The following is a 22,825-nucleotide window of genomic DNA, read 5'->3' on the forward strand; positions in this document are numbered from 1 at the left end:
CAATGATGTTATATTAATGTGCTTCTAACCAATTTTGCCCAATGCCTACTTCCACATCCAAAGGAACAGATAGTTTGTAGGCGTTTTCCATTTCGGATTGTATCAATTGCTTCATTTCTTCCAATTCGTCCTTATGACAATCAAACACCAATTCATCATGTACCTGCAATAACATTTTGGTTTTGTATTTGCCTTCTTCTAATTTTTTATGGATATTAATCATGGCAATTTTAATAATATCTGCTGCACTTCCTTGTATAGGAGCATTAACCGCATTACGTTCTGCTGCACCACGTACTACTTGATTTCCAGCATTAATATCCTTTAAATACCTACGTCTACCTAAAACGGTCTGTACATAACCATTATCGCGTGCAAAATCTACCTGCTCGCTCATATAGTTGCGTAATTTTGGGTAGGTTTTGTAATAGGTGTCAATCAATTCTTTGGCTTCTGAACGACTCAAATCAGTTTGGTTGCTAAGCCCAAATGCAGATACTCCATAGATAATACCAAAGTTTACTGTTTTGGCATTACTACGCTGTTCACGTGTAACCTCTTCCATAGGTACTCCAAAAACTTTAGATGCTGTAGCGGCGTGAATATCCATACCGTTTTTAAAAGCTTCTATCATGGTGTCTTCTTCACTTAATGCAGCTATAATACGTAGTTCTATCTGGGAGTAATCTGCGGCTAAAAGCACGTAGTTCTCATCTCTAGGTACAAAAGCTTTACGTACTTGTCTGCCGCGTTCTGTTCTAATTGGAATGTTTTGTAAGTTAGGATTATTACTGCTTAAACGGCCTGTGGCGGCTACGGTTTGCATATAATCCGTATGTACCCTACCTGTAGCTTCTTCCACTTGTTCTGGCAACGCATCTACATAAGTGCTTTTAAGTTTGGTGAGACCGCGGTAATCCAATACATCTTGTATAATTTTGTGCTCCTTGGCCAAGTAAGATAATACATCTTCTGAAGTAGAATATTGTCCTGTTTTAGTCTTCTTAGGCTTTTCTACCAATTTTAACTTCCCAAACAAAATCTCTCCTAATTGCTTTGGAGATCCAATGTTGAATTCTTCTCCTGCAGCTTCGTAAACTTCTTGTTCTAAGCTTTTAATGTCATTATCTAAATCTGTGGCTAGGGAGTTGAGAAATTCTTTATCTAAATTAATGCCTTCCGATTCCATATCTGCTAAGACACGCAACAAAGGAATTTCTATTTCTTCAAAAAGTTTTGTGGTTTTAGCTTCTTCTAGCTCTGGTTTAAAATGCTGTGCCAATTGAAAGGTTACATCTGCATCTTCTACGGCATACTCTGTCTGTTTATCTAGTGGAACCTGCCGCATGCTTAGTTGATTTTTTCCTTTTTTGCCAATCAATTCTGTTATTGAAATTGGCGTGTAATTAAGATATGTCTCTGAAAGCACGTCCATATTATGTCGCATATCTGGATTGATGAGGTAATGCGCCAACATAGTATCAAACAATTTACCTTTAACATCTACTCCATAGCGATGCATCACTTTAATATCGTATTTTAAATTCTGTCCTATTTTTTCGATTGAATCCGATTCAAAGAAAGGCCTTACCAGTTCAATTTTTTCTTTCGCTTCTTGCTGATTCTCAGGAAAGGGAATGTAAAATCCTTTACCAGCTTCCCAGCTAAAAGCGATACCAACCAATTCTGCTTCTAAAGGGTTTAAAGAAGTGGTTTCCGTATCAAAACATACTGAAGTCTGTGAAAGTAAGTTTTTCAGAAACATTTCAGTAGCAAAACCTTCTTCTACTAATTGGTAATGGTGGCTTACATCTTTTAAAGTTTTACGACTATTACTTTCTGTAATGGTGGCAGCAGCTTCAGCAGGGTCGCCGCCAAATAAAGTAAATTGACCACTACCCGCTACTTTGACTTCTTTTTTTGCAGTTGGTGTACTGCTGATTTGAGTGCCCGCATCTGCTTCACCAGCATATAATTTTAAGAACTGGTCTTTTAGGCGTCTAAATTCCAATTCTTCAAACAACTCTTGTACTTTCTCAGCATCTGGCGGACAAATTTCATAATCATCTGCATCAAATGTTACCTCGCAATCAGTCTTGATTTCAGCAAGTTGGCGGGATAGTCTACCTAATTCCGCATTTGCTTCAACCTTTTCTTTCATTTTACCTTTTAACTGGTCCGTATTGGCCAGTAGGCCTTCCATAGTGCCAAATTGCTCTAAAAACTTTTTAGCAGTTTTATCTCCAACCCCAGGTAATCCAGGAATGTTATCGCTCGCATCCCCCATCATGCCTAAATAATCTATGACTTGTTCTGGGCGTTCTACTCCAAATCTTTTTTGCACCTCTGGAATTCCCCAAATCTCTATACCATTACCCATACGGGCAGGGCGGTACATAAAGATGTTTTCACTTACTAATTGCCCAAAATCTTTATCTGGAGTCACCATAAACACCTTGTAGCCTTCTTTTTCGGCCTGCTTGGATAGCGTTCCTATTAAATCATCCGCCTCATAACCCTCTAGTTCTACAACAGGTATCTTCATTGCCTTTAAAATGCTTTGTATATAGGGTACGGCAATTTTGATAGCCTCTGGTGTTTCGTCTCTATTCGCTTTATATTCTTCAAACAATTCTGTACGTTCCACACTCCCTCCTTTATCAAAGGCTACGGCCAAATGGTCTGGTTGCTCCCTTCGCATCACATCAAAAAGAGAATTCATAAATCCCATAATGGCACTGGTATCCATGCCTTTGCTATTGATTCTTGGGTTTTTGATTAATGCATAGTAACCACGGAAGATAAGTGCGTAAGCATCTAAAAGAAATAGTCTTTTTTGTTCGGACATCAGAATAGTGTTAAAAGCACGAATTTAAAAATTACTACTGAGATTTAAGTGCTGTCGACTGCTAAAGCATGGAATGGTTGGTGTTAAGCTTTGTAACTAAAGCTTTAAAGTTTGTTAACTGTAAAAACTATTGACCTGTATGTTGTCATGACCGCTTGCATCGTACTTGCGGTACGTGAATCCTGGATGTACGCAATACCCACCTGTTTCTCCATTTTTATTGATAGCCAAGAAACCGATTTGGAAATCTTTACGGTCCTTGTTTTTAGCCATAATTCGTTTTACGCCTTCTTCGCAGGCTTCTTGCGGACTTTTACCTTGCCTCATGAGTTCTACAATTAAAAAACTACCAACAGTCCGTATCACTTCTTCTCCTACACCAGTGGCTGTGGCTCCGCCAACTTCATTGTCTACAAATAAACCAGCACCGATAATTGGACTATCCCCAACTCTTCCGGCCACTTTATAGGCCATTCCACTAGTGGTGCAAGCGCCGGCAATGTCGCCCTTCTTATCAATGGCGAGCATGCCAATGGTGTCATGGTTTTCTATGTTAATTATGGTTTCGTACTTAGAATTTTTCTTCCATTCTTCGTACTGTTTTCGCGTGCTTTCGGTGAGTAGGTCTTCTTTTTTAAATCCTTTTTCGTAAGCGAATTGTTCAGCTCCTTTTCCTGCTAAAATGATATGGGGCGTTTCTTCCATCACCTTGCGAGCAACACTTATAGGATGAGCAATATTTTGTAAGTATACTACGGCTCCGCAATTACTGTCTTTGTCCATAATGCAGGCGTCTAAGGTTACGTTTCCATCGCGGTCTGGTCTTCCGCCTTTGCCTACGGTTTCATTAGTGGGGTCTGCTTCTTCTACCATGACCCCTAGTTCAACAGCGTCTAATGCAGAAGCGTCTGTTTGTAAAACTTCCCACGCTTTAGCCGTGGCATTTTTGAAATTCCAAGTACATATCACGATTGGTTTTACTGGATTTGATACGGTGCTGGATGTTTCTTTTTTTGTTTTTGTATTGTTGCAAGAGGCTAGTAATGGCGCAGAAAGTGCTCCTGCAGTGGTTAGACTGGAATTTTTTAAGAATTTTCTTCGTTTCATGGTGGTTGATTAAATTTAGCTTTCTAAAGATAGAAATATGCTAGTAGAAGTCTGTGCAAATTCGCTTACCTCCGCTCAGAGAGCGATGAATGCAGGAGCAGATAGGATAGAGTTGTGTTCGGAATTAGGGGTAGGAGGTATTACACCATCTTTTGGCTTATTAAAATTGGTAAAGAAATCACTTCAAATACCAGTGCATGTACTTGTTCGTCCAAGAAGTGGTCATTTTACTTATAGTAAAGATGAGTTTAAGGTGTTGCTGGCGGATGTAGAGGTATGTTTGGAATACGGTGCAGATGCAATTGTGATAGGAGTGTTGTCGGCAGATGGTGCAATTGACGTTACTAGGATGAAGCAAATAAAAAAAATATGTGGTGCCAAATCTTTAGTTTTTCATAGAGCGTTTGATTGGGTTCCAAATCCCCAAAAAGCTTTAAAGGTTTTAGAGGATTTGGGGGTTTATGCGGTGTTGACCTCTGGTCAACAAGTTAGCGCAGAAAAAGGCATACCAGTCTTGCAGGAGTGGCAGCAACAATCTAATGTCCAAATTATGGCGGGCGGGGGTATTACAGCAGCAAATGCTACACGTTTTAAAGCTGCAAACTTGGCTGCTATACATTTATCAGGAACAAGCTTTGAACAACAATTAGATATAAGGGGTAAAATTAGCATGAATTCCCTCAAACATTTAGTAGAAAGTCAGGTGTCGGTAACACAAAGCGGTGCTATACAATCGGTGATAAAGGCCGTTAAATAATGTATAAATGATAGAGCTAGCCTATATTAACCAATATATTTGTTAAAAAAGCTATGACACGCTGGATTATATTTTCTATACTTTATTTGGTAATGGGGTTCTATGCATTGCAGGGTATCCGCACTGCCGCTAGACAGCCTTGGGTGCATTACACATTTATAGTAATATCCCTTTTGGTGTTAGGTAATTTTATCTATCAATTTTCAATAGCAGATTCTGGAAGGGTGCTAAGTAGGCCTAAGAGTTATGCATTCGGTTTTCTTTTAGCTATGCTATCTTTTCAATTAATTACCATCATTTTTTTGTTTGGGGAAGATGTATTTAGATTATTAGTAGGTACTTATAATAAGTGGTTTAACGCGAATAAAGCATTTACCATACCAGAAAGGAGAAGATTTTTAAGTCTATTAGGACTTGGTTTGGCTGCCTTACCATTTGGGGCCTTGTTGTATGGAATGTATAAGGGTAAATATAATTACAAGGTACTTTCTTATGATTTGGAGTTCGATGATTTGCCAGAAGCATTTCATAATTATCAAATCACTCAAATTTCGGATATACATAGCGGTAGTTTTGATAATTATGATAAAATTAAATACGGCATAGATTTAATAAATAAGCAACAAAGCGATGTTATTCTTTTTACTGGTGATATGGTAAATAACATGGCAACAGAAATGCTTCCTTGGAAAGATTTGTTTGGAAGTTTAGAGGCAAAAGACGGGAAATTTTCGGTTTTAGGGAACCACGATTATGGTGATTATGTGGAATGGGAGAGTAAGGCAGCTAAGGCAAAGAATTTAGAGGATTTAAAGGGGTTGCAAAAAGAAATGGGCTTTAATCTCTTACTCAATGAAGCCAATTATTTAGAAAAAGACGGCCAGCGTATTGCGCTAATTGGTGTGGAAAATTGGGGAGCTGGTGGTTTTATAAAAATGGGTGACTTGCAGAAGGCTGTAGCGGGTGTTCAAGAGAAAGATTTTAAAATAGTAATGAGTCATGACCCCTCTCACTGGGAGCAAGAAATAATACATGACGACCATCATTACCATTTAACATTAAGTGGGCATACCCATGGAATGCAATTTGGAATAGAAATTCCAGGTTGGTTTAAATGGAGTCCTGTAAAGTGGCGGTATAAGCATTGGGCTGGTATTTACGAAGAAATGGGGCAGTTTATAAATGTGAATAGAGGTTTTGGTTTTCTTGGTTATCCGGGAAGGGTAGGTATATGGCCAGAGATTACAGTTATTCGTTTAAAGAAGAAAGGTTTAACTTGAATTTAACGGTGTTCAAGGCTCAGGGAGATGTACTTAATGTATTACTTTAACAATTTTTCTTACTTTTGATTACAACAAAATCATTTTCCATGTCCAAATTTGGTGAACTTATAGATTTAAATGTACCGGTTCTATTGGATTTTTATGCCGATTGGAATGAGCAGTCTACTTCTATGCATCCAGTGTTGAAGGATGTTGCTGCCGCCTTGGGTGATAAAGGTAAAGTGATTAAGATAGATGTTGAAAAGAATAAAGAACTTTCACAGGCACTTCGTATAAAGGGGTTGCCTACATTAATGATATACAAAAAAGGGGAAATGGTCTGGCGCCAAAGTGGTGAGCAAGATGCAAACACTCTGATAGGAATTCTTAACGAGTATATCTAATTTTCTAAACGTTTTAAAAGTTTTTCGCTTTTTTATGGTAGCTAGATAAACTATCGGTTTTTCTTATGCCCTTTTTAAGCCTACATAAATATATTTAGAGTAATGACTCCACTGCAGCATTAATTTGCTACAGTGGTGCCATCTTCTAATATAAGCGTTGTGTCTACAGGTATGGTGTCTAGTGGCATAGAGTCCATCGGGGTGTCTAAGGTAGTGCTTGATGGCATCTGTGGCTCGCTGTCATCTATAAAATTATCAAACAGTCCAATATATTCCCTTAAAATCAACGACTCTTTTTCTGCAAACTCAGTATCATTGTTGTCTTGTGTAATGAAAACAATTCGTTGATAGCTTTCTAGATTATTTAAGATATCTTCAATTTTCTCGTATTGCTGGTCTTGAGGAATGTTTGCTAGATATTCTAAACGTTCCTGATAAATCTTTTTAAGTTTTTCAAAAGTAGCTCTAGCCTTTTGTTGCTCTCCAACTTTATAATACCCATCCATGAAGGGTTCTACAAATGCGTAAAAGCCAAAATATTCTACGGGCATGTTGGTCATGGTAATATCAATAACCTCTCTGGCACGGTCTATCTTGTTTTCAGCTATAAGTTGTTCGGTTAGCTTGGCAAGATTACTTCTAAAAGAAAGCCCTTGAGATCTAGTCTGTGGATCATGATAAATATCCGAGCTGCCAGAATTGCCCCAATCCCACTTTTTAACAATGTTGTACATCAAATCAGTATCTATTCGCCCTAATTCAAAAGAATTTGGATTTTCCGTTTTAATAGGAACCAATTTGTACACTAAGCCGTCTAATTGTAGATATTCTTTCATCCAAATATATTCAGAAGAATCAAAGCTTCCACCAGAAAAGTATATTGGGCGTTTCCAATCGTTGTTTGCAATAATATCTAACATAAGAATGCGGTTTTTAGGCAATGCACTCTTAGGAAGGTCTATATCTATATAATCAACTATTAGGGCAGAGTCTTTTTCTTTAACAAGACCACTTTCTATAACGTTCTTTTTGTTTACAGGTACTCTGATTTTATTTGTAGGATAATAAACAATATCTAAGTTGCTTTCTGAGAAACCTGTTAAATCTCTACCTTCTTTTTCTAAAAGATATCTAAATTTAGTTTGGGGTTTGTCACTGCCCACCCAATTCATAAAATCTTTAATGCTCCAACGATTTTCTGTAATCCCTTGATAATAAATTGCCTCTCTATTACCAAAACTATATTTGTCATGCGTTAGTTGAGAAGGAATAGGGTCGCTTTCATAAGCTTTCCGCTTCATTTGGTCAATGTACCAATCTGTAGCAAATAAGCTAGTGTTTACTATACGGACATCCGTACGGTACTCCTCAATTTCTTGCGCATACCACAATGGAAAGGTGTCATTATCCCCGATAGTAAATAAAATTGCACCAGCATCTTCTTGGCAAGAGTCTAAGTACGCCTTTGCACTAGATCTGGCAGTGTACCTTCCACTACGGTCATGATCATCCCAGTTTTGATAGGCCATAAGTAATGGTACAGCTGCTAAACATAGCAGGCTAACTAGTGGAGCTGTAATCTTAGGTTGTAGTAACTTTTTTAATTCATCATACAAGCCATATACACCAAAACCTATCCAAATGCAAAAAACAAAGAATGAGCCTACTAAGGAATAATCGCGCTCTCTAGGTTGAAAAATATATGGATTTGTATAAAACTGAATAGCCAATCCTGTAAACAAAAAGAATACAAACAGTGCCCAGAAACTTTTAGGGTCTCTGCTGATTTGGAAAACCATACCTATAATTCCTAACAATAGAGGTAGAAAGAAATAGGTGTTTCTAGCCTTATTATCCAATACCTCGGAAGGTAAATTGTCTTGGCTTCCTAAACGGATACTATCTATAAAGCTAATTCCACTAAGCCACTGTCCATTGTCGTCATACCTGCCTTGCACATCATTTTGTCTACCGACAAAATTCCACATAAAATAGCGCATGTACATGTAGCTCCACTGAAATTCCAAAAGATACGTTAGGTTTTGTCCTAGAGTAGGTGGTTGTACGTCTATGTAATCTGCAAAACTATTTAGAAACTTAATGTATTGCTCGGTATCTATTTCTCCTTCCGCATCTAATTGTTTAAATTGTTTTACGGCATCTCTAAGTTGAATGTCTGCAATGTATTCTGGCTTTATTTTAAAATCTAACCTGCCAAAATAGCGCATATAGTTTTCTGCATTTTGCTCGCTCCATAAACGCGGTAAGAATCCTATATGCTTTTTATTTGGACCAGGAATTGCATCCTTGTAGTGGTTTACAATAATGTATTTGCCAGACTTTTCGTCCTTTTCATATTTAGGTTGGTCGTCTAATTCTTCCCCTGCTGCGGCATAAGCATTAGAATAATAAGAACCATAAAAAGGGCTTTCTGGACTTGGATATTGCTCTCTGTTATAGTATGCTAGTAAGGAACGTGCATCTTCTGGATTGTTCTCATTTACTACTGTTTTGGCATTGGCACGGATAGGAAGCATTAGCCAAGAAGAAAATCCTAAAATCAAAAACATAAAACAAAGAACAATTAAATTGCCTGTGTAATAATTGTTTTTACGGGTATAAGAAAGTCCAAAATAGAATACCGCTATAAAAATGAGTCCCATTATTATGGTGCCAGAATTAAATGGTAGTCCTACCTGATTTACAAAGAAAATTTCGCTCCAGCCAAAAAGTTTTAAAACGTAGGTTAAACTAAATTTATAAACCAACATTAAAATGGCAACCACAGCAATATTCGCAAGTAAAAAGTTCTTAATGGTGGTGTCTTTGTACTTTTTAAAATAATAAAGTAGGCCTATGGAGGGTATGGCTAAAAAGCCCATAAACTGTATTCCAAAAACTAGGCCAACTACAAAACATATTAGCAATAACCATTTGTTGCCACGTGGGTCATCTAAGCGGTCTGTCCATTTAAGCCCTAGCCATAACAACAATGCCATTATTAAACTAGCCATAGCATACACCTCAGTTTCTACAGCATTAAACCAAAAACTATCAGAAAAAGTAAAAGCCAAGGCGCCTACAAATCCGCTACCAAAAATTGCAATTGCTTTATTATTGCTAATTACGGTCTTTTGGCTGCTCATTTTACGAGCCATATTGGTAATAATCCAGAAGGTAAATAATACAGCAAAGGCACTAGAGACCACAGAAACTAAATTTACCATTAAAGCAATTTTAGAATTGTCTCCAAAAGCAAACATAGAGAAGAAAGCTCCAATCATTTGTAATAAAGGAGCTCCTGGCGGGTGGCCAACTTGTAATTTAGCAGAGGTGGTTATGTATTCTCCAGCATCCCAAAAACTACCCGTGGGTTCTACAGTTAAAACATAGGTTATTAAGGCAATAGAAAATGCGGTCCACCCAAAAATGGTGTTCCACTTGTCAAAATTTTTTGCAAACATGTGGTGTGTTCTTTACCAATTGGGGCGAATTTACCAAATTAATAAAACATCTAACTGTATTTTTCTAAAAGCTTTAACAGGCTATTTCAGCAAGAATTAAAATTAATATTTAAAAAAAATGTTTGCTATCCTAAAAGTTTGTATTAAATTTGCACGCTCAAAATGGTACTGGCCTATGGTGTAATTGGCAACACTACTGATTTTGGTTCAGTCATTCTAGGTTCGAGTCCTAGTAGGCCAACAAGAAAATCCCGACCTTTGAGTTGGGATTTTGTTTTTACGCCCCTTTTTGATTACTGTGGAATAATCGTATATTTGCAGGGTTGAAAGGATAAAAAATACATGAGGGGACTAAGGGTCCCCTCTTCTTTTACTTGTAGATTATGTTTAAGGAAAAAGTTAAAGGGTTGTTAGATAGTGCTTTGGAGCAAAGAAAGGACCTTTTCTTATTATCTTTAACTGTTGGTGCAAATAACCACATTAGGGTGGTTTTGGATGGTGATGATGGGGTAAATCTTAAAGATTGCATGGATGTTAGTCGTGCTATTGAGCATAATTTGGACAGGGAAGAAGAAGATTTTTCTTTAGAAGTTACTTCTGCTGGCGCAACTGCACCCTTAACGTTGCCAAGGCAGTATACTAAGAATATTGGTCGTAGTTTAGAGATTAGACAAGGCGATTATAGAATAGAGGGAAAGCTGATAGCAGCAGACTCGGATACCATAACCTTAGCTTGGAAGGCTAGAGAGCCTAAACCGGTGGGTAAAGGAAAGCATACCGTTCAGAAAGAAGAACAGTTTTCAATTTCTGAAATAGACGAAGCAAAAGTTGTTTTAAAATTTTAATTGTAGACCGCAATGGAAAACATGGCGCTTATTGAATCCTTTAGTGAATTTAAGGATGATAAGTTTATAGATAGGGTGACCCTTATGGCAATTTTGGAAGATGTATTCCGTAATGCCTTAAAGAAAAAATTCGGTTCTGATGATAATTTTGATATCATTATAAACCCGGATAAGGGTGACTTGGAGATTTGGAGAAATCGTGTGGTTGTAGAAGACGATGAGGTAGAGGATCCTAATGAAGAAATCTCCTTGACAGAGGCAAGAAAAATCGAGCCAGATTTTGAAGTGGGTGAGGATGTTTCTGAGGAAGTGAAGTTGATGGATTTGGGTAGAAGGGCTATTTTGGCATTGCGTCAAAATCTAATTTCAAAAATTCATGAGCATGATAATACCACCATCTATAAGCAGTTTAAAGATTTAGAAGGTGAGATTTATACGGCAGAAGTGCACCATATTCGTCACAAAGCAATCATTTTGTTAGATGATGAAGGTAATGAGATTATTTTGCCTAAAGACAAACAAATACCTTCAGATTTCTTTAGAAAAGGAGATAACGTACGTGGTGTTATAGATAGTGTAGAGCTTAAGGGTAATAAACCAGCTATTATAATGTCTAGAACAGCACCTAAGTTTTTAGAGCAATTATTTTTTCAAGAGATACCAGAGGTTTTTGATGGTTTAATCACAATTAAAAAAGCGGTACGCATTCCTGGGGAAAAAGCTAAGGTAGCAGTTGATTCCTATGATGATAGGATTGACCCTGTGGGAGCTTGTGTGGGGATGAAGGGTTCTAGAATCCATGGCATTGTAAGAGAGTTAGGTAATGAGAATATTGATGTAATCAATTGGACAAATAATACTCAACTTTTAGTAACAAGAGCTTTAAGCCCAGCAAGAGTTTCTTCTGTTAAATTAAATGAAGAAAAGAAAACAGCTCAAGTTTACCTAAAGCCAGAAGAAGTTTCTAAGGCAATTGGTAGGGGAGGTCATAACATTAGGTTGGCGGGTCAACTTACAGGTTATGAGATAGATGTTTTCCGTGAAGGAGTAGAGGAAGATGTAGAATTGACAGAGTTCTCTGATGAAATTGATACTTGGATTATAGAAGAATTCAAGAAAATTGGTCTAGATACAGCGAGGAGTGTATTGGAGCAAGAAGTTGGCGATTTAGTAAAGCGTACAGATTTAGAAGAAGAGACTGTTGCAGAAGTGGTGCGTATACTAAGGGCTGAGTTTGAAGATTAAAGTATATATTAGCAGCTAATTTTAAGGGAGTATAAAGATTTTTATGGCAGGAAACCCAACAATACGATTAAATAAAGTTCTAAGGGAATTGAACATTTCATTGGATAGGGCCGTTGATTACCTTTCATCTAAAGGGCATGATATAGAGGCGAGACCAACGACCAAGATATCTAGTGAGGTGTATCAAGTGCTGTTGGATGAGTTCCAGACCGATAAGAGCAAGAAGGTGGCTTCTAAAGAAGTTGCTGAAGAAAAGCAAAAGGAAAAAGAGGAGCTTAGAATGCAAATTGAGCGCGAACAGGAAGAGCGCAGAATTGCAAGAGAAAAAAGACAGTCGCAACGCGAGGTTATTAAGGGGCGTGTTGAGCTTTCGGGTCCAAAAACTGTTGGTAAAATAGATTTGGATAAAAAGCCTGGCGCACCTGTGGAGCCTAAAGAAGAGCCTACAAAAGAGGTGGAGCAGCCAAAGCAGGAAGAGGTGGTTAAAACGGAACCTAAAAAGGATGTGGAGCAACCAAAAGTTGAAGTTAAAACTCCAGAGCAACCTAGAAAAGAAGAGCTGCCTAAACCGCAAAAACCAGTAGCTGAAAAAGAAGCCTCAAAACCAGAGGTTAAGCCCGAGCCTAAAAAAGAGGAGCCAAAGGTAGAAGCGGCTAAAACAGAAGAAACTCCTACTCCAGGTTCAGATACCATTAAGACAAAATATCAGAAACTTTCTGGTCCTAAGCTTACGGGTGCTAAAATCGACTTAAGTAAGTTTGAAAAACCTAAGAAGAAAAAGGACGATAAGAAAGACGACAAAAAAGATAACAATAACAATCGCAGAAAGCGTAAGCGTATTGTAAGTAATAAACCTGGCGGTGGTCCTGGTGGTAACAACAATAATAACCGAGGTAGGAATAATAACCGTAAAGGTGGGCAGCGTAACAACAATGCTCCTAAAGTGGAGCCTACAGAGGAAGAAATCCAAAAGCAAGTAAGGGAAACCTTAGAAAAGCTTCAAGGTAAATCTTCTAAAGGTAAAGGCGCTAAATATCGTAGGGAGAAAAGGGATCAGCACCGTCAGCAAACAGAGAAAGATTTACAACAGCAAGAAAAAGAAAGCAAAGTATTAAAGGTAACGGAATTCGTTACTGTTAATGAAGTAGCTACCATGATGGAGGTTTCTCCTATGGAAATAATTTCTGCGTGTATGTCTCTTGGGATGATGGTGACCATGAATCAGCGTTTGGATGCAGAAACCTTAAGTATTGTTGCGGATGAGTTTGGATATGAGGTAGAATTTGTTACGGCGGAGATTGAAGAGGCTATTGAAGAGGTGCAAGATGCAGAAGAGGATTTACAGCCTAGAGCTCCTATTGTAACGGTAATGGGTCACGTAGACCACGGTAAAACTTCTTTGTTAGATTATATTCGTGAAGAGAACGTAATTGCCGGAGAAAGTGGAGGTATTACTCAGCACATTGGGGCGTATGGAGTTACTTTAGAGAGTGGTCAAAAAATAACTTTCCTAGATACTCCAGGTCACGAAGCGTTTACTGCGATGCGTGCTCGTGGAGCTCAGGTTACGGATATTGCTATAATTGTTATTGCTGCGGATGATAGTATCATGCCGCAAACTAAAGAGGCAATAAGCCATGCGCAAGCAGCAGGAGTGCCTATAGTATTCGCAATAAATAAAGTGGATAAGCCTACAGCGAATCCTGATAAAATAAAAGAAGGTCTTGCGCAAATGAACTTGTTGGTAGAAGATTGGGGTGGTAAAATCCAATCTCATGATATTTCTGCCAAAACGGGTCAAGGTGTTAAAGAGCTTTTAGAAAAAGTTTTATTAGAAGCGGAACTGCTAGAATTAAAAGCAAACCCAGATAGGTTAGCTGGTGGTACGGTAGTAGAAGCTTTCTTAGATAAAGGTAGGGGGTACGTTTCTACGATTTTGGTTCAAAATGGTACGCTTTCTATTGGGGACTATGTGCTAGCGGGTACTTGTAGCGGTAAGATTAAAGCAATGCAAGATGAGCGCGGTAAAAACATTAAAAAAGCAGGACCGGCAACTCCAATTTCAATCTTAGGTTTGGATGGAGCGCCACAGGCTGGTGATAAGTTTAATGTTCTTGAGGATGAAAGAGAAGCTAAGCAAATAGCAGCCAAACGTTCGCAATTGCAGCGAGAACAATCGGTTCGTACGCAACGTCATATCACTCTAGATGAAATTGGTAGACGTATAGCGCTAGGAGACTTTAAAGAGTTGAATATAATTCTTAAGGGTGATGTGGATGGTTCTGTTGAGGCATTAACGGATTCCTTCCAAAAACTGTCTACAGATGAGATTCAGGTAAATATCATTCACAAAGGTGTTGGGGCTATAACAGAGTCTGATGTTTTATTAGCGAGTGCTTCTGACGCTATTATTATTGGCTTTAACGTTAGGCCAATGGGTAATGCTAGAATGGTGGCAGATAAAGAAGAGATAGATATTAGAACCTATTCTATTATTTATGATGCTATTAATGACCTTAAAGATGCAATGGAGGGGATGTTATCTCCTGTAATGAAAGAAGAGGTTACGGGTACAGCAGAGATTAGAGAAACGTTCAAAATTTCTAAAGTGGGTACAATTGCAGGTTGTATGGTAACTAGCGGTAAAATCTTTAGAAACTCTCAAATCCGATTAATACGAGATGGAGTTGTGGTGTATACGGGTGAGCTGTCTAGTCTTAAGCGATTTAAAGACGATGTCAAAGAAGTTTCAAAAGGATATGACTGTGGTCTTCAGGTGAAGAATTATAATGATGTTAGAATTGATGATGTCTTAGAAGCTTTCCAAGAAGTGGCAGTTAAAAAGAAATTGTAATTAAGTTTACAACAGTGATAAAAAAAAGGATTAAGCTTAGCTTAATCCTTTTCTATTTTTAAAAGCATTGCATTGGGATATTTTTTGCGTACTTCTAAGAATTTTCTTTCTGCTTCTAATTTGTCTCTATACTTACCTACCCTAACTCGGTAAGTGGGCTCTTGAAATTCAATTTTGGTATACCAGTCTGGGAAGTCGGCATCAACTTCTTGCTTTAGTGCAAAAGCGGCATTTCTATTGCCAAAACCTACTTGTATTTGATAGTAGCCACTATTACTATTGGCTTCTTTATAGGCGTCAATTAATTTGTTGATTTTTGGATCTTGTTCAATGTTTATGGTTCCTATTTGCGTTTGTGAAAAAGAAGAGGTGATGCCAAAAAGGGCTGCTAATACAGAGAAATAAATGTGTTTCTTGCTCATCATTAAAAACTTAGAAGGCAAAAGTAAATGAATCTGGTTAAACATCGTGGCTTTCATTTATTTAGAATTATTATAAATTAGTTATTATAAATACCTTAACATTTAAAAAAACCTGCCTGTGTCGTATTTTTGTCAGCAATTTGGAACACGGTAGACGTAAAGATTTGATCGTCAAATGAAAACATCGTGCCAAATAATTGACAGCAATAAGGTTAATATGAAAAAGGTGTTCAACCGCATTCAATTTTCAAAGGTTTTTAGTTTAGGTTTACTACTGTTGACTCAGTTTGTATCGGTGTCGTTGTCGGCACAAGATGCGCCTGCAGAAGGCAATCTTGGTGGGGATCCAGTGAAAGGTAAGCAATTGTTTAATCAGAATTGTGCGGCATGTCACGCATTGGACCGTAAAATGACGGGACCTGCGTTAGGTAATGTAGAGACAAGATTGGCAGAGGAAGAGGGGCTCGATAAGGAGTGGTTGTATTCATGGATTAAAAATAGTCCAGGGATGATTGCTTCTGGTGATGCGTATGCTAATAAAGTATACAACGAGTATAATAAAGCTGCGATGACGGCTTTCCCAACGTTATCTAATGAGGATATTGATAATATTTTAGCATATACTGCGGCGCCTCCCAAAAAGGCTGATGTACCTGCGGCAAGTGGTGATGCTGTTGCTGCTCCTGCTGCTTCTGGTGGGGTTTCTAATGAGGTGATACTCGGGGCGCTTGCATTGGTGTTTGGTCTGTTGGTGGTGATGTTGTTCTTGGTGAATAAAACATTGCGCAGAATAGCGGAAGCAAATGGTGTGGTGTTGTCTTCTGAAGCTGGAGAAAAGCGTATGCCTATATGGAAGGCTTTTGCTAAAAATCAATTTTTGGTTTTGGTAACGGTTGTTGTGTTGTTGTTAAGTGCAGCTTATTTTGCATATGCATATATGTCTCAGGTGGGTGTTGATCAAGGGTATGCGCCAGTACAGCCAATTCACTACTCGCATAAGATACACGCCGGTGATAATAAAATTGAGTGTAAATATTGTCACTCTTCTGCAAGAGTTTCTAAGCACTCTGGTATCCCTTCGCTTAATGTTTGTATGAACTGTCATAAATCAATATACGAGTATAAGGGTAATCCTGAAGGACCTTCTGCGGAAGATATTGCTAATGGTTATACCAACGAGTTTTATACTGGTGAGATAAAGAAATTGTATAAAGCTGTAGGTTGGGATGAGGAGAATCAGAAATATACAGGTGAGAGTCAGCCGGTAGAATGGGTGAGGATTCACAATTTGCCAGACTTCGCTTATTTTAATCACTCGCAACACGTAGAGGTTGGGAAAATTGAGTGTCAGACATGTCACGGTCCTGTAGAGGAAATGGAGATTATGTATCAGTATTCACCACTTACTATGGGTTGGTGTATTAACTGTCACAGAGAAACTGAAGTTCAGTTGAAGGACAACGGCTATTATGCTAAAATACACGAAGAGTTGTCTAAGAAGTATGGAGTTGAGAAGTTAACGGCTGCTCAAATGGGTGGTCTTGAGTGTGGTAAGTGCCACTATTAATCATAAGAAGTTATTTCGAAATATAAATATGGCATCAAACAAGAAATATTGGAAAAGTGAGGCGGAATTAGATCCGAACAATTCCATTGTTGGGACGCTAAAGCAAAATGAGTTTGCGCAACCTATTCCCGTAGATGATTTTCTTGGGAATAAGGAAACTCTGGAAGAGTCTAGTACTACAAGGAGAGACTTTTTAAAGTATGTTGGTTTTAGTACTGCGGCTGCCACTATGGCTGCTTGCGAGGGTCCGGTGAATAAATCTGTTCCTTATGTGGTATTGCCAGAAAATATTGTACCTGGAGTTCCTAGTTACTATGCGACAACAATTGCTGATGGTTTTGATTTTGCAAGTGTTTTAGTTAAAACTAGAGAAGGTCGTCCAATTAAAATAGCTAATCATGATAAGGCTTCTGTTTTAGGGAGTGCTAATGCTAGGGTTAATGCTTCTGTGTTGAATCTTTACGACAGTAAGCGTATTCAAGGTCCGATGGCAAATGGTGATACTATTTCTTGGGAAGTTTTAGATGCTACAGTTAAAGCCAAATTGAATTCTTTAAAGGGTTCGGGCAAGCAAGTTGCTCTATTGTCGCAAACATATGCTAGTCCTTCTACAGAAAAATTAATTGCGGAATTTTCTGAGCAGTTTGGTGGTGTAAACCATGTTGTTTATGATGCTATAACTGAGGAGGCTGCGCTTGTTGCATTTGATAAAATGTACGGGGAGCGTGCTTTGGCTGATTACGATTTCGAAAAAGCAGATTTGATTGTATCATTTGCTGCTGATTTCTTAGGGGATTGGCAAGGTGGTGGTTATGACGCTGGTTATGCTAAGGGTAGAGTTCCTAAGAATGGAAAAATGTCTAGGCATGTTCAGTTGGAGTCTAATATGACTTTATCAGGGGCTAATGCTGATAAGCGAATAGCTTTAAAGCCTTCGGATGTGAAAGTGGTTTTGGCTAAATTGTATGGAAAGTTAAGTGGTAACAATGTCAGTGGCGGGAATTCTAATGTAGATGGAATTGTTGCTTCTATCGCCTCAGAAATAAATAAAAAAGGAAAGCAAAATACGGTAGTTGTTTGCGGATTAAATGATGTTAATGCTCAATTAATTACGCTTGTAATTAATAAGTTGTTGGCTAGTAAAGCTTTTGATGCTGCTGCGCCTAGATATGTGCGTCAAGGTAATGTATCTAAAGTAAATAAGCTGGTGGCGGACATGAAAGCTGGTAAGGTAGGTATGTTGTTGATAGACGGCGTAAATCCTGCTTACTCTTTGCCTAATGCTCAAGATTTCTTAGATGGTTTAGCAAAAGTGGATGTTTCTGTTGCTTTTGCTTTGAATAATGATGAAACCGCACAGGCTGTAACACATGTTGCTGCTGCTTCTCATTATTTGGAGTCTTGGGGTGACGTGCAGCTTAAGAAAGGTTTTTACAGCTTAACTCAGCCTGTTATAAGAGAATTGTTTGATACGCGTCAGTTGCAAACGAGTCTTTTAAAATGGATGGGCAGAGAAGATAGCTTTTATGATTATATTAAAACGAATTGGTCATCATCAATTTTAGGTGGGGCAAGTTTCAATGCTGCATTGCAAGATGGTGTTTTTGAAATGCCGGTGACGGTGGTTGAAACTCAGAGTGATGCTTCTGTCGTAGATATGTCTGATGATGCCGAGGTTGAGCAAACCTCTGAAAAGGCTAATATTTCTGCTGCCTTGCGTGCTTTAGCTGCTAGTAAGGCAGAAGGGTTGGAGTTGATACTATATCCTAAGACGGGTATGGGTGATGGTAAAATGGCAAACAATCCGTGGTTGCAAGAATTTCCGGATCCAATTTCTAGGGTTAGTTGGGATAATTATGTTACCGTTTCTAAGGCTGATGCTGCTGAATTAGGATTTGAAAATTATAACGTGGCCAACGGTGGTTTAGATGGTAGTTATGCCAATATAACTGTTGATGGTGTTACTGTTAGCAACGTGCCAGTTTTAATTCAGCCAGGACAGGCAAGGGGGACTATAGGACTTTCCTTTGGTTATGGTAGAAAAGCTGGTATGCAAGAGGAAATGATAACGGGTGTTAATGTGTATCCGTTGTATAAAGGTTTCTCAAATGTGCAATCGGCCAGTATTGCTAAAGCTGCAGGTACGCATGAGTTTGCTTGTATTCAGTTGCACAATACATTAATGGGTAGGGGAGATATTATAAAAGAAACTACCTTAAATGAATTCAATACAAAAGAAGCTAGTGAATGGAATCCTATTCCGCACGTTTCTTTAGATCATCAAGAAACATTGGTAACTTCTCCAGAAGTTGACCTTTGGGAAAGTTTTGATCGTTCTGTGGGTCATCACTTTAAGTTATCTATAGACTTAAATGCATGTACGGGTTGTGGTGCATGTGTGATTGCTTGCCATGCGGAAAACAATGTTCCTGTGGTGGGTAAAAAAGAGATGCGTTTATCTAGAGATATGCATTGGTTGCGCATTGATAGATACTATTCTTCTGAAGAAACCTTTGAGGGCGATAATGAGAAGAAAGAAGGCATGGATGGTTTATTCGGAGACAATGGTTCTCTAGGTGGATTTGGGCAGATGGAAGATCCTTCAGCAAATCCTCAAGTAGCATTCCAGCCAGTAATGTGTCAACATTGTAACCACGCGCCTTGTGAAACTGTTTGTCCAGTTGCTGCAACTTCTCATGGTAGACAGGGACAAAACCATATGGCATACAACCGTTGTGTGGGTACAAGATATTGTGCGAATAACTGTCCTTATAAAGTGCGTAGATTTAACTGGTTCTTGTACAATAATAATGATGAGTTTAATTTCCACATGAATAACGATTTGGGTAAAATGGTATTAAACCCAGATGTTGTTGTTCGTTCTAGAGGTGTAATGGAAAAATGTTCTTTCTGTATTCAGCAAACCCAAGCGGTTATTTTGAATGCGAAGAAAGAAGGTAGGCCGGTAGCCAAAGGAGAGTTTAATGATGCTGTAGCTTGCTCTGCTGCATGTAGTAGTGGCGCTATAAAGTTCGGTGATGTAAACGAAGAAGGAAGCTTAATCGCATCGTTGGAAAAAGATAAAAGAGCGTATCATTTGTTAGAACACGTAGGTACTAAACCTAATGTATTCTATCATGTGAAAGTTAGAAATACCAACGAAGCATAACCAAAGAATATAAAACTAAGAAGTAGTTAATATGGCGTCGCATTACGAAGCACCTATTAGAAGACCCTTGGTACTTGGGGATAAGACTTACCACGATGTGTCCGTGGATATCGCCAAGCCAGTAGAAGGTAAGGCCAACAAACAATGGTGGATTGTTTTTTCCATTGCATTAGTGGCTTTTTTGTGGGGTCTTGGATGTATTTTATATACGGTATCTACCGGTATTGGGGTTTGGGGATTAAACAGGACCGTTAACTGGGCTTGGGATATCACTAATTTTGTATGGTGGGTAGGTATTGGTCACGCAGGAACCTTAATTTCTGCAGTACTTTTATTATTTAGACAAAAATGGAGGATGGCGATTAACCGTTCTGCAGAGGCGATGACAATCTTCTCGGTGGTGCAAGCTGGTCTTTTTCCAATTATACACATGGGTAGGCCTTGGTTGGCTTACTGGGTACTCCCTATTCCTAATCAATTTGGTTCATTGTGGGTGAATTTTAATTCTCCTTTATTATGGGATGTATTCGCAATTTCTACCTATTTATCAGTTTCGTTAGTATTCTGGTGGACGGGATTATTGCCAGATTTCGCCATGATTAGGGATAGAGCTGTGAAACCTTTCCAGAAAAAGATTTATGGTTTGTTAAGTTTTGGGTGGACTGGTAGAGCAAAAGATTGGCAACGTTTTGAAGAGGTGTCATTGGTACTTGCTGGTTTGGCAACGCCTCTTGTACTTTCCGTGCACACCATTGTATCTTTTGACTTTGCAACGTCAGTAATACCTGGGTGGCACACTACTATATTTCCGCCTTACTTTGTGGCTGGTGCTATCTTTTCTGGATTTGCAATGGTAAATACACTTCTAATCATTATGCGTAAAGTTTGTAATCTAGAAGCTTATATTACAGTTCAGCATATAGAGTTGATGAATATAGTTATCATGATTACTGGGTCCATTGTAGGTTGTGCATATATTACGGAGCTCTTCATTGCTTGGTATTCTGGTGTAGAATATGAGCAGTATGCCTTCTTGAACAGAGCAACGGGACCTTACGCTTGGGCATACTGGTGTATGATGACTTGTAATGTTTTTTCTCCGCAATTTATGTGGTCTAAAAAACTGCGTACAAGTATCATGTTCTCTTTCTTTATTTCAATTGTGGTAAATATAGGGATGTGGTTCGAGCGTTTTGTGATTATCGTTACTTCATTACATAGGGATTACTTGCCATCTTCTTGGACTATGTTCTCTCCTTCCTTTGTTGATATAGGTATTTTCATAGGGACAATAGGTTTCTTCTTTGTATTGTTCTTGTTGTATTCTAGAACATTTCCAGTAATCGCACAGGCAGAGGTGAAGTCTATCTTAAAAGCTTCTGGTGAGCGTTATAAAAGATTGAGAGAAGAAGGTAAGCCAGCATACGAAATGCCTACAAGAGGAACTGTCATTGCAGAAGAGCCGATAACTGATGATGTTCTTATGGGAGAAGTAGTGCCTGCAGTAGGGGATAAAGTAGGAGTAAATGAGCTGTTAAGCACGATAGGTACTTTTGACCCAACTACGGATACGGCGGACGACTTAAAGAATATTAAAGGTGTAGGTCCAGAGATGGAGCGTTCTTTGAATGAAATAGGTATCTATACTTTTGTTCAAGTGGCAAGAATGACAGAAAGAGAATATGAGTTGCTAGACAGTATCACAGGAAGTTTTCCGGGCAGAGCGCTTAGAGACGATTGGGCTGGACAAGCAAAATTGTTAAACGATAAAAAGCAATAATGGCATCTAAAGTTATACATGCAGTCTACACGGATGATGACATTCTAATGAATGCCGTAAAAAAGGTACGTGCAGAGCATCATCATATAGAGGAAATATATACTCCTTTTCCAGTGCACGGATTAGACAAAGCAATGGGTTTATCCGATACTAGATTAGCTATTACAGCTTTTTTATATGGGTGTTTAGGTTTAACGGTCGCTATCACTATGATGAATTTTATAATGATAGAAGATTGGCCACAAGATATTGGTGGTAAACCTAGTTTTAGTTTCTTAGACAATATGCCGGCTTTTGTGCCAATTATGTTTGAGTTGACAGTATTTTTTGCGGCCCACTTAATGGTAATTACTTTCTATTTAAGAAGCAGAATGTGGCCATTTAAAGAGGCTGAGAATCCAGACAAGAGAACTACCGATGATCATTTCTTAATGGAAATTGGTATACATGGTAACGAGGACGAGTTAAAGGAGTTGTTATTAGATACGGGTGCAATAGAGGTATCTGTGAAAGAAAAGGACGCATAACATGAAGCAGTTAGTAAAAATTATTTTAGGACTAGGTCTTGTAATTAGTGCCTCTTCTTGTTTTGATAAGAATAGCCCCAACTACCAATACATGCCTAATATGTATGAATCAGTTGGTTATGAAACGTATGAGGGGGTGGACAATGGTTTGTTTAAAGATGGTACAGAGGCCTTAACACCGCCAGAGAACACGGTAAATAGAGAGTGGTTGCCATATCAATTTGATAATACTCCAGAAGGTAAAGAGTTAGCTCGCTTACAAGCGAGTCCATTAGATTCTTTGCAGTATGAAGATAATATGGTTAAAGGTGCGGAATTGTATGCTATATATTGCGCCATTTGCCACGGGGTTAAGGGTGATGGTCAAGGTACCTTAGTTAAAAGAGAGAAAATTTTGGGTGTGCCTTCTTATGCAGATGCTGCTAGAAATATTACCGTAGGTAGTACGTATCACACCATGTACTATGGTCTTAATTCCATGGGTTCTTATGCTTCTCAAATGAGTAGTGAAAAAGAACTTTGGCAAGTAGCAGAGTACGTAATAAAATTAAAGGGAGACTTATCTAAATAAGGA

Annotated in this window: 15 protein-coding genes and 1 tRNA gene; 12 read left to right on the forward strand and 4 right to left on the reverse strand. The window is 38.4% G+C overall.

What is annotated here, in order from left to right; translation table 11 throughout:
* Window positions 1–13: 13 nt before the first annotated feature.
* Both polA and FBT53_RS01785 read right to left on the reverse strand, forming a co-directional pair.
* Window positions 14–2,848 (reverse strand): DNA polymerase I, encoded by a 2,835-nt coding sequence (gene polA / locus FBT53_RS01780; protein WP_136949457.1) that lies wholly within the window; start codon window positions 2,846–2,848, stop codon window positions 14–16.
* A gap of 114 nt (window positions 2,849–2,962) precedes the next feature.
* Window positions 2,963–3,955 carry an isoaspartyl peptidase/L-asparaginase family protein gene (locus tag FBT53_RS01785; RefSeq protein WP_136949458.1) on the reverse strand — a complete coding sequence of 331 codons (993 nt, stop codon included), beginning with the start codon at window positions 3,953–3,955 and terminating at the stop codon, window positions 2,963–2,965.
* Window positions 3,956–3,992: 37 nt separating this feature from the next.
* Here FBT53_RS01785 and FBT53_RS01790 point away from each other — a divergent pair, with 37 nt between their 5' ends.
* From FBT53_RS01790 to FBT53_RS01800, 3 genes are all read left to right on the forward strand, one after another.
* Window positions 3,993–4,712 carry a copper homeostasis protein CutC gene (locus tag FBT53_RS01790; RefSeq protein WP_136949459.1) on the forward strand — a complete coding sequence of 240 codons (720 nt, stop codon included), beginning with the start codon at window positions 3,993–3,995 and terminating at the stop codon, window positions 4,710–4,712.
* Between the two features lie 53 nt (window positions 4,713–4,765).
* A complete protein-coding gene (locus tag FBT53_RS01795) occupies window positions 4,766–5,992 on the forward strand; it encodes a metallophosphoesterase (RefSeq protein ID WP_136949460.1) in 1,227 nt (408 codons plus the stop codon).
* Between the two features lie 89 nt (window positions 5,993–6,081).
* The gene (locus FBT53_RS01800) at window positions 6,082–6,378 is read left to right on the forward strand and encodes a co-chaperone YbbN (protein WP_136949461.1); all 297 of its coding nucleotides are present in this window, start codon (window positions 6,082–6,084) and stop codon (window positions 6,376–6,378) included.
* A gap of 119 nt (window positions 6,379–6,497) precedes the next feature.
* Here FBT53_RS01800 and FBT53_RS01805 read toward each other — a convergent pair whose 3' ends face one another.
* On the reverse strand, window positions 6,498–9,842 hold the full coding sequence (locus FBT53_RS01805; RefSeq protein WP_136949462.1) for a DUF2723 domain-containing protein: 3,345 nt from the start codon (window positions 9,840–9,842) through the stop codon (window positions 6,498–6,500).
* Window positions 9,843–10,011: 169 nt separating this feature from the next.
* Here FBT53_RS01805 and FBT53_RS01810 point away from each other — a divergent pair.
* The 4 genes from FBT53_RS01810 (at window position 10,012) to infB (ending at window position 14,786) form a co-directional block, all read left to right on the forward strand.
* Window positions 10,012–10,083, forward strand: a tRNA-Gln gene (locus FBT53_RS01810).
* 142 nt (window positions 10,084–10,225) lie between these two features.
* Window positions 10,226–10,687 (forward strand): ribosome assembly cofactor RimP, encoded by a 462-nt coding sequence (rimP, locus tag FBT53_RS01815; RefSeq protein WP_136949463.1) that lies wholly within the window; start codon window positions 10,226–10,228, stop codon window positions 10,685–10,687.
* A 12-nt stretch (window positions 10,688–10,699) separates the two neighbouring features.
* Window positions 10,700–11,932: a transcription termination factor NusA gene (nusA, locus tag FBT53_RS01820; protein WP_136949464.1), complete on the forward strand. Its 1,233-nt coding sequence runs from the start codon at window positions 10,700–10,702 to the stop codon at window positions 11,930–11,932.
* 43 nt (window positions 11,933–11,975) lie between these two features.
* On the forward strand, window positions 11,976–14,786 hold the full coding sequence (gene infB, locus FBT53_RS01825) for a translation initiation factor IF-2 (RefSeq protein WP_136949465.1): 2,811 nt from the start codon (window positions 11,976–11,978) through the stop codon (window positions 14,784–14,786).
* 41 nt (window positions 14,787–14,827) lie between these two features.
* On the opposite strand, the gene FBT53_RS01830 is transcribed toward infB, so the two are convergent.
* Window positions 14,828–15,208 (reverse strand): SPOR domain-containing protein, encoded by a 381-nt coding sequence (locus FBT53_RS01830; protein ID WP_136949635.1) that lies wholly within the window; start codon window positions 15,206–15,208, stop codon window positions 14,828–14,830.
* Between the two features lie 217 nt (window positions 15,209–15,425).
* Between FBT53_RS01830 and FBT53_RS01835 the strand changes: the two genes are divergently transcribed.
* The 5 genes from FBT53_RS01835 to FBT53_RS01855 are packed head-to-tail and all read left to right on the forward strand — an operon-like array spanning window position 15,426 to window position 22,822.
* On the forward strand, window positions 15,426–16,775 hold the full coding sequence (locus FBT53_RS01835; RefSeq protein ID WP_136949466.1) for a cytochrome c3 family protein: 1,350 nt from the start codon (window positions 15,426–15,428) through the stop codon (window positions 16,773–16,775).
* Window positions 16,776–16,803: 28 nt separating this feature from the next.
* The gene (locus FBT53_RS01840) at window positions 16,804–19,944 is read left to right on the forward strand and encodes a TAT-variant-translocated molybdopterin oxidoreductase (protein WP_136949467.1); all 3,141 of its coding nucleotides are present in this window, start codon (window positions 16,804–16,806) and stop codon (window positions 19,942–19,944) included.
* Window positions 19,945–19,975: 31 nt separating this feature from the next.
* A complete protein-coding gene (gene nrfD, locus FBT53_RS01845) occupies window positions 19,976–21,724 on the forward strand; it encodes an NrfD/PsrC family molybdoenzyme membrane anchor subunit (protein WP_136949468.1) in 1,749 nt (582 codons plus the stop codon).
* The gene (locus tag FBT53_RS01850; protein ID WP_136949469.1) at window positions 21,724–22,251 is read left to right on the forward strand and encodes a DUF3341 domain-containing protein; all 528 of its coding nucleotides are present in this window, start codon (window positions 21,724–21,726) and stop codon (window positions 22,249–22,251) included. Before nrfD ends, FBT53_RS01850 begins: the two co-directional genes overlap by 1 nt.
* Window position 22,252: 1 nt before the next feature.
* Window positions 22,253–22,822: a cytochrome c gene (locus tag FBT53_RS01855; protein ID WP_136949470.1), complete on the forward strand. Its 570-nt coding sequence runs from the start codon at window positions 22,253–22,255 to the stop codon at window positions 22,820–22,822.
* The last annotated feature ends 3 nt before the right edge of the window (window positions 22,823–22,825 follow it).

It is taken from the genome of Flavobacterium sp. ASW18X, assembly GCF_005144745.1.
Taxonomy (GTDB): Bacteria; Bacteroidota; Bacteroidia; order Flavobacteriales; family Flavobacteriaceae; genus Croceivirga.

Coding starts and splice junctions, on each gene's coding strand:
- rimP (WP_136949463.1), top strand. CDS start 10,226: ATGTTTAAGGAAAAAGTTAAAGGGTTGTTAGATAGTGCTTTGGAGCAA.
- FBT53_RS01800 (WP_136949461.1), top strand. CDS start 6,082: ATGTCCAAATTTGGTGAACTTATAGATTTAAATGTACCGGTTCTATTG.
- FBT53_RS01790 (WP_136949459.1), top strand. CDS start 3,993: ATGCTAGTAGAAGTCTGTGCAAATTCGCTTACCTCCGCTCAGAGAGCG.
- FBT53_RS01795 (WP_136949460.1), top strand. CDS start 4,766: ATGACACGCTGGATTATATTTTCTATACTTTATTTGGTAATGGGGTTC.
- FBT53_RS01855 (WP_136949470.1), top strand. CDS start 22,253: ATGAAGCAGTTAGTAAAAATTATTTTAGGACTAGGTCTTGTAATTAGT.
- infB (WP_136949465.1), top strand. CDS start 11,976: ATGGCAGGAAACCCAACAATACGATTAAATAAAGTTCTAAGGGAATTG.
- polA (WP_136949457.1), bottom strand. CDS start 2,848: ATGTCCGAACAAAAAAGACTATTTCTTTTAGATGCTTACGCACTTATC.
- FBT53_RS01835 (WP_136949466.1), top strand. CDS start 15,426: ATGAAAAAGGTGTTCAACCGCATTCAATTTTCAAAGGTTTTTAGTTTA.
- FBT53_RS01840 (WP_136949467.1), top strand. CDS start 16,804: ATGGCATCAAACAAGAAATATTGGAAAAGTGAGGCGGAATTAGATCCG.
- FBT53_RS01830 (WP_136949635.1), bottom strand. CDS start 15,208: ATGAGCAAGAAACACATTTATTTCTCTGTATTAGCAGCCCTTTTTGGC.
- FBT53_RS01785 (WP_136949458.1), bottom strand. CDS start 3,955: ATGAAACGAAGAAAATTCTTAAAAAATTCCAGTCTAACCACTGCAGGA.
- FBT53_RS01805 (WP_136949462.1), bottom strand. CDS start 9,842: ATGTTTGCAAAAAATTTTGACAAGTGGAACACCATTTTTGGGTGGACC.
- nrfD (WP_136949468.1), top strand. CDS start 19,976: ATGGCGTCGCATTACGAAGCACCTATTAGAAGACCCTTGGTACTTGGG.
- FBT53_RS01850 (WP_136949469.1), top strand. CDS start 21,724: ATGGCATCTAAAGTTATACATGCAGTCTACACGGATGATGACATTCTA.
- nusA (WP_136949464.1), top strand. CDS start 10,700: ATGGAAAACATGGCGCTTATTGAATCCTTTAGTGAATTTAAGGATGAT.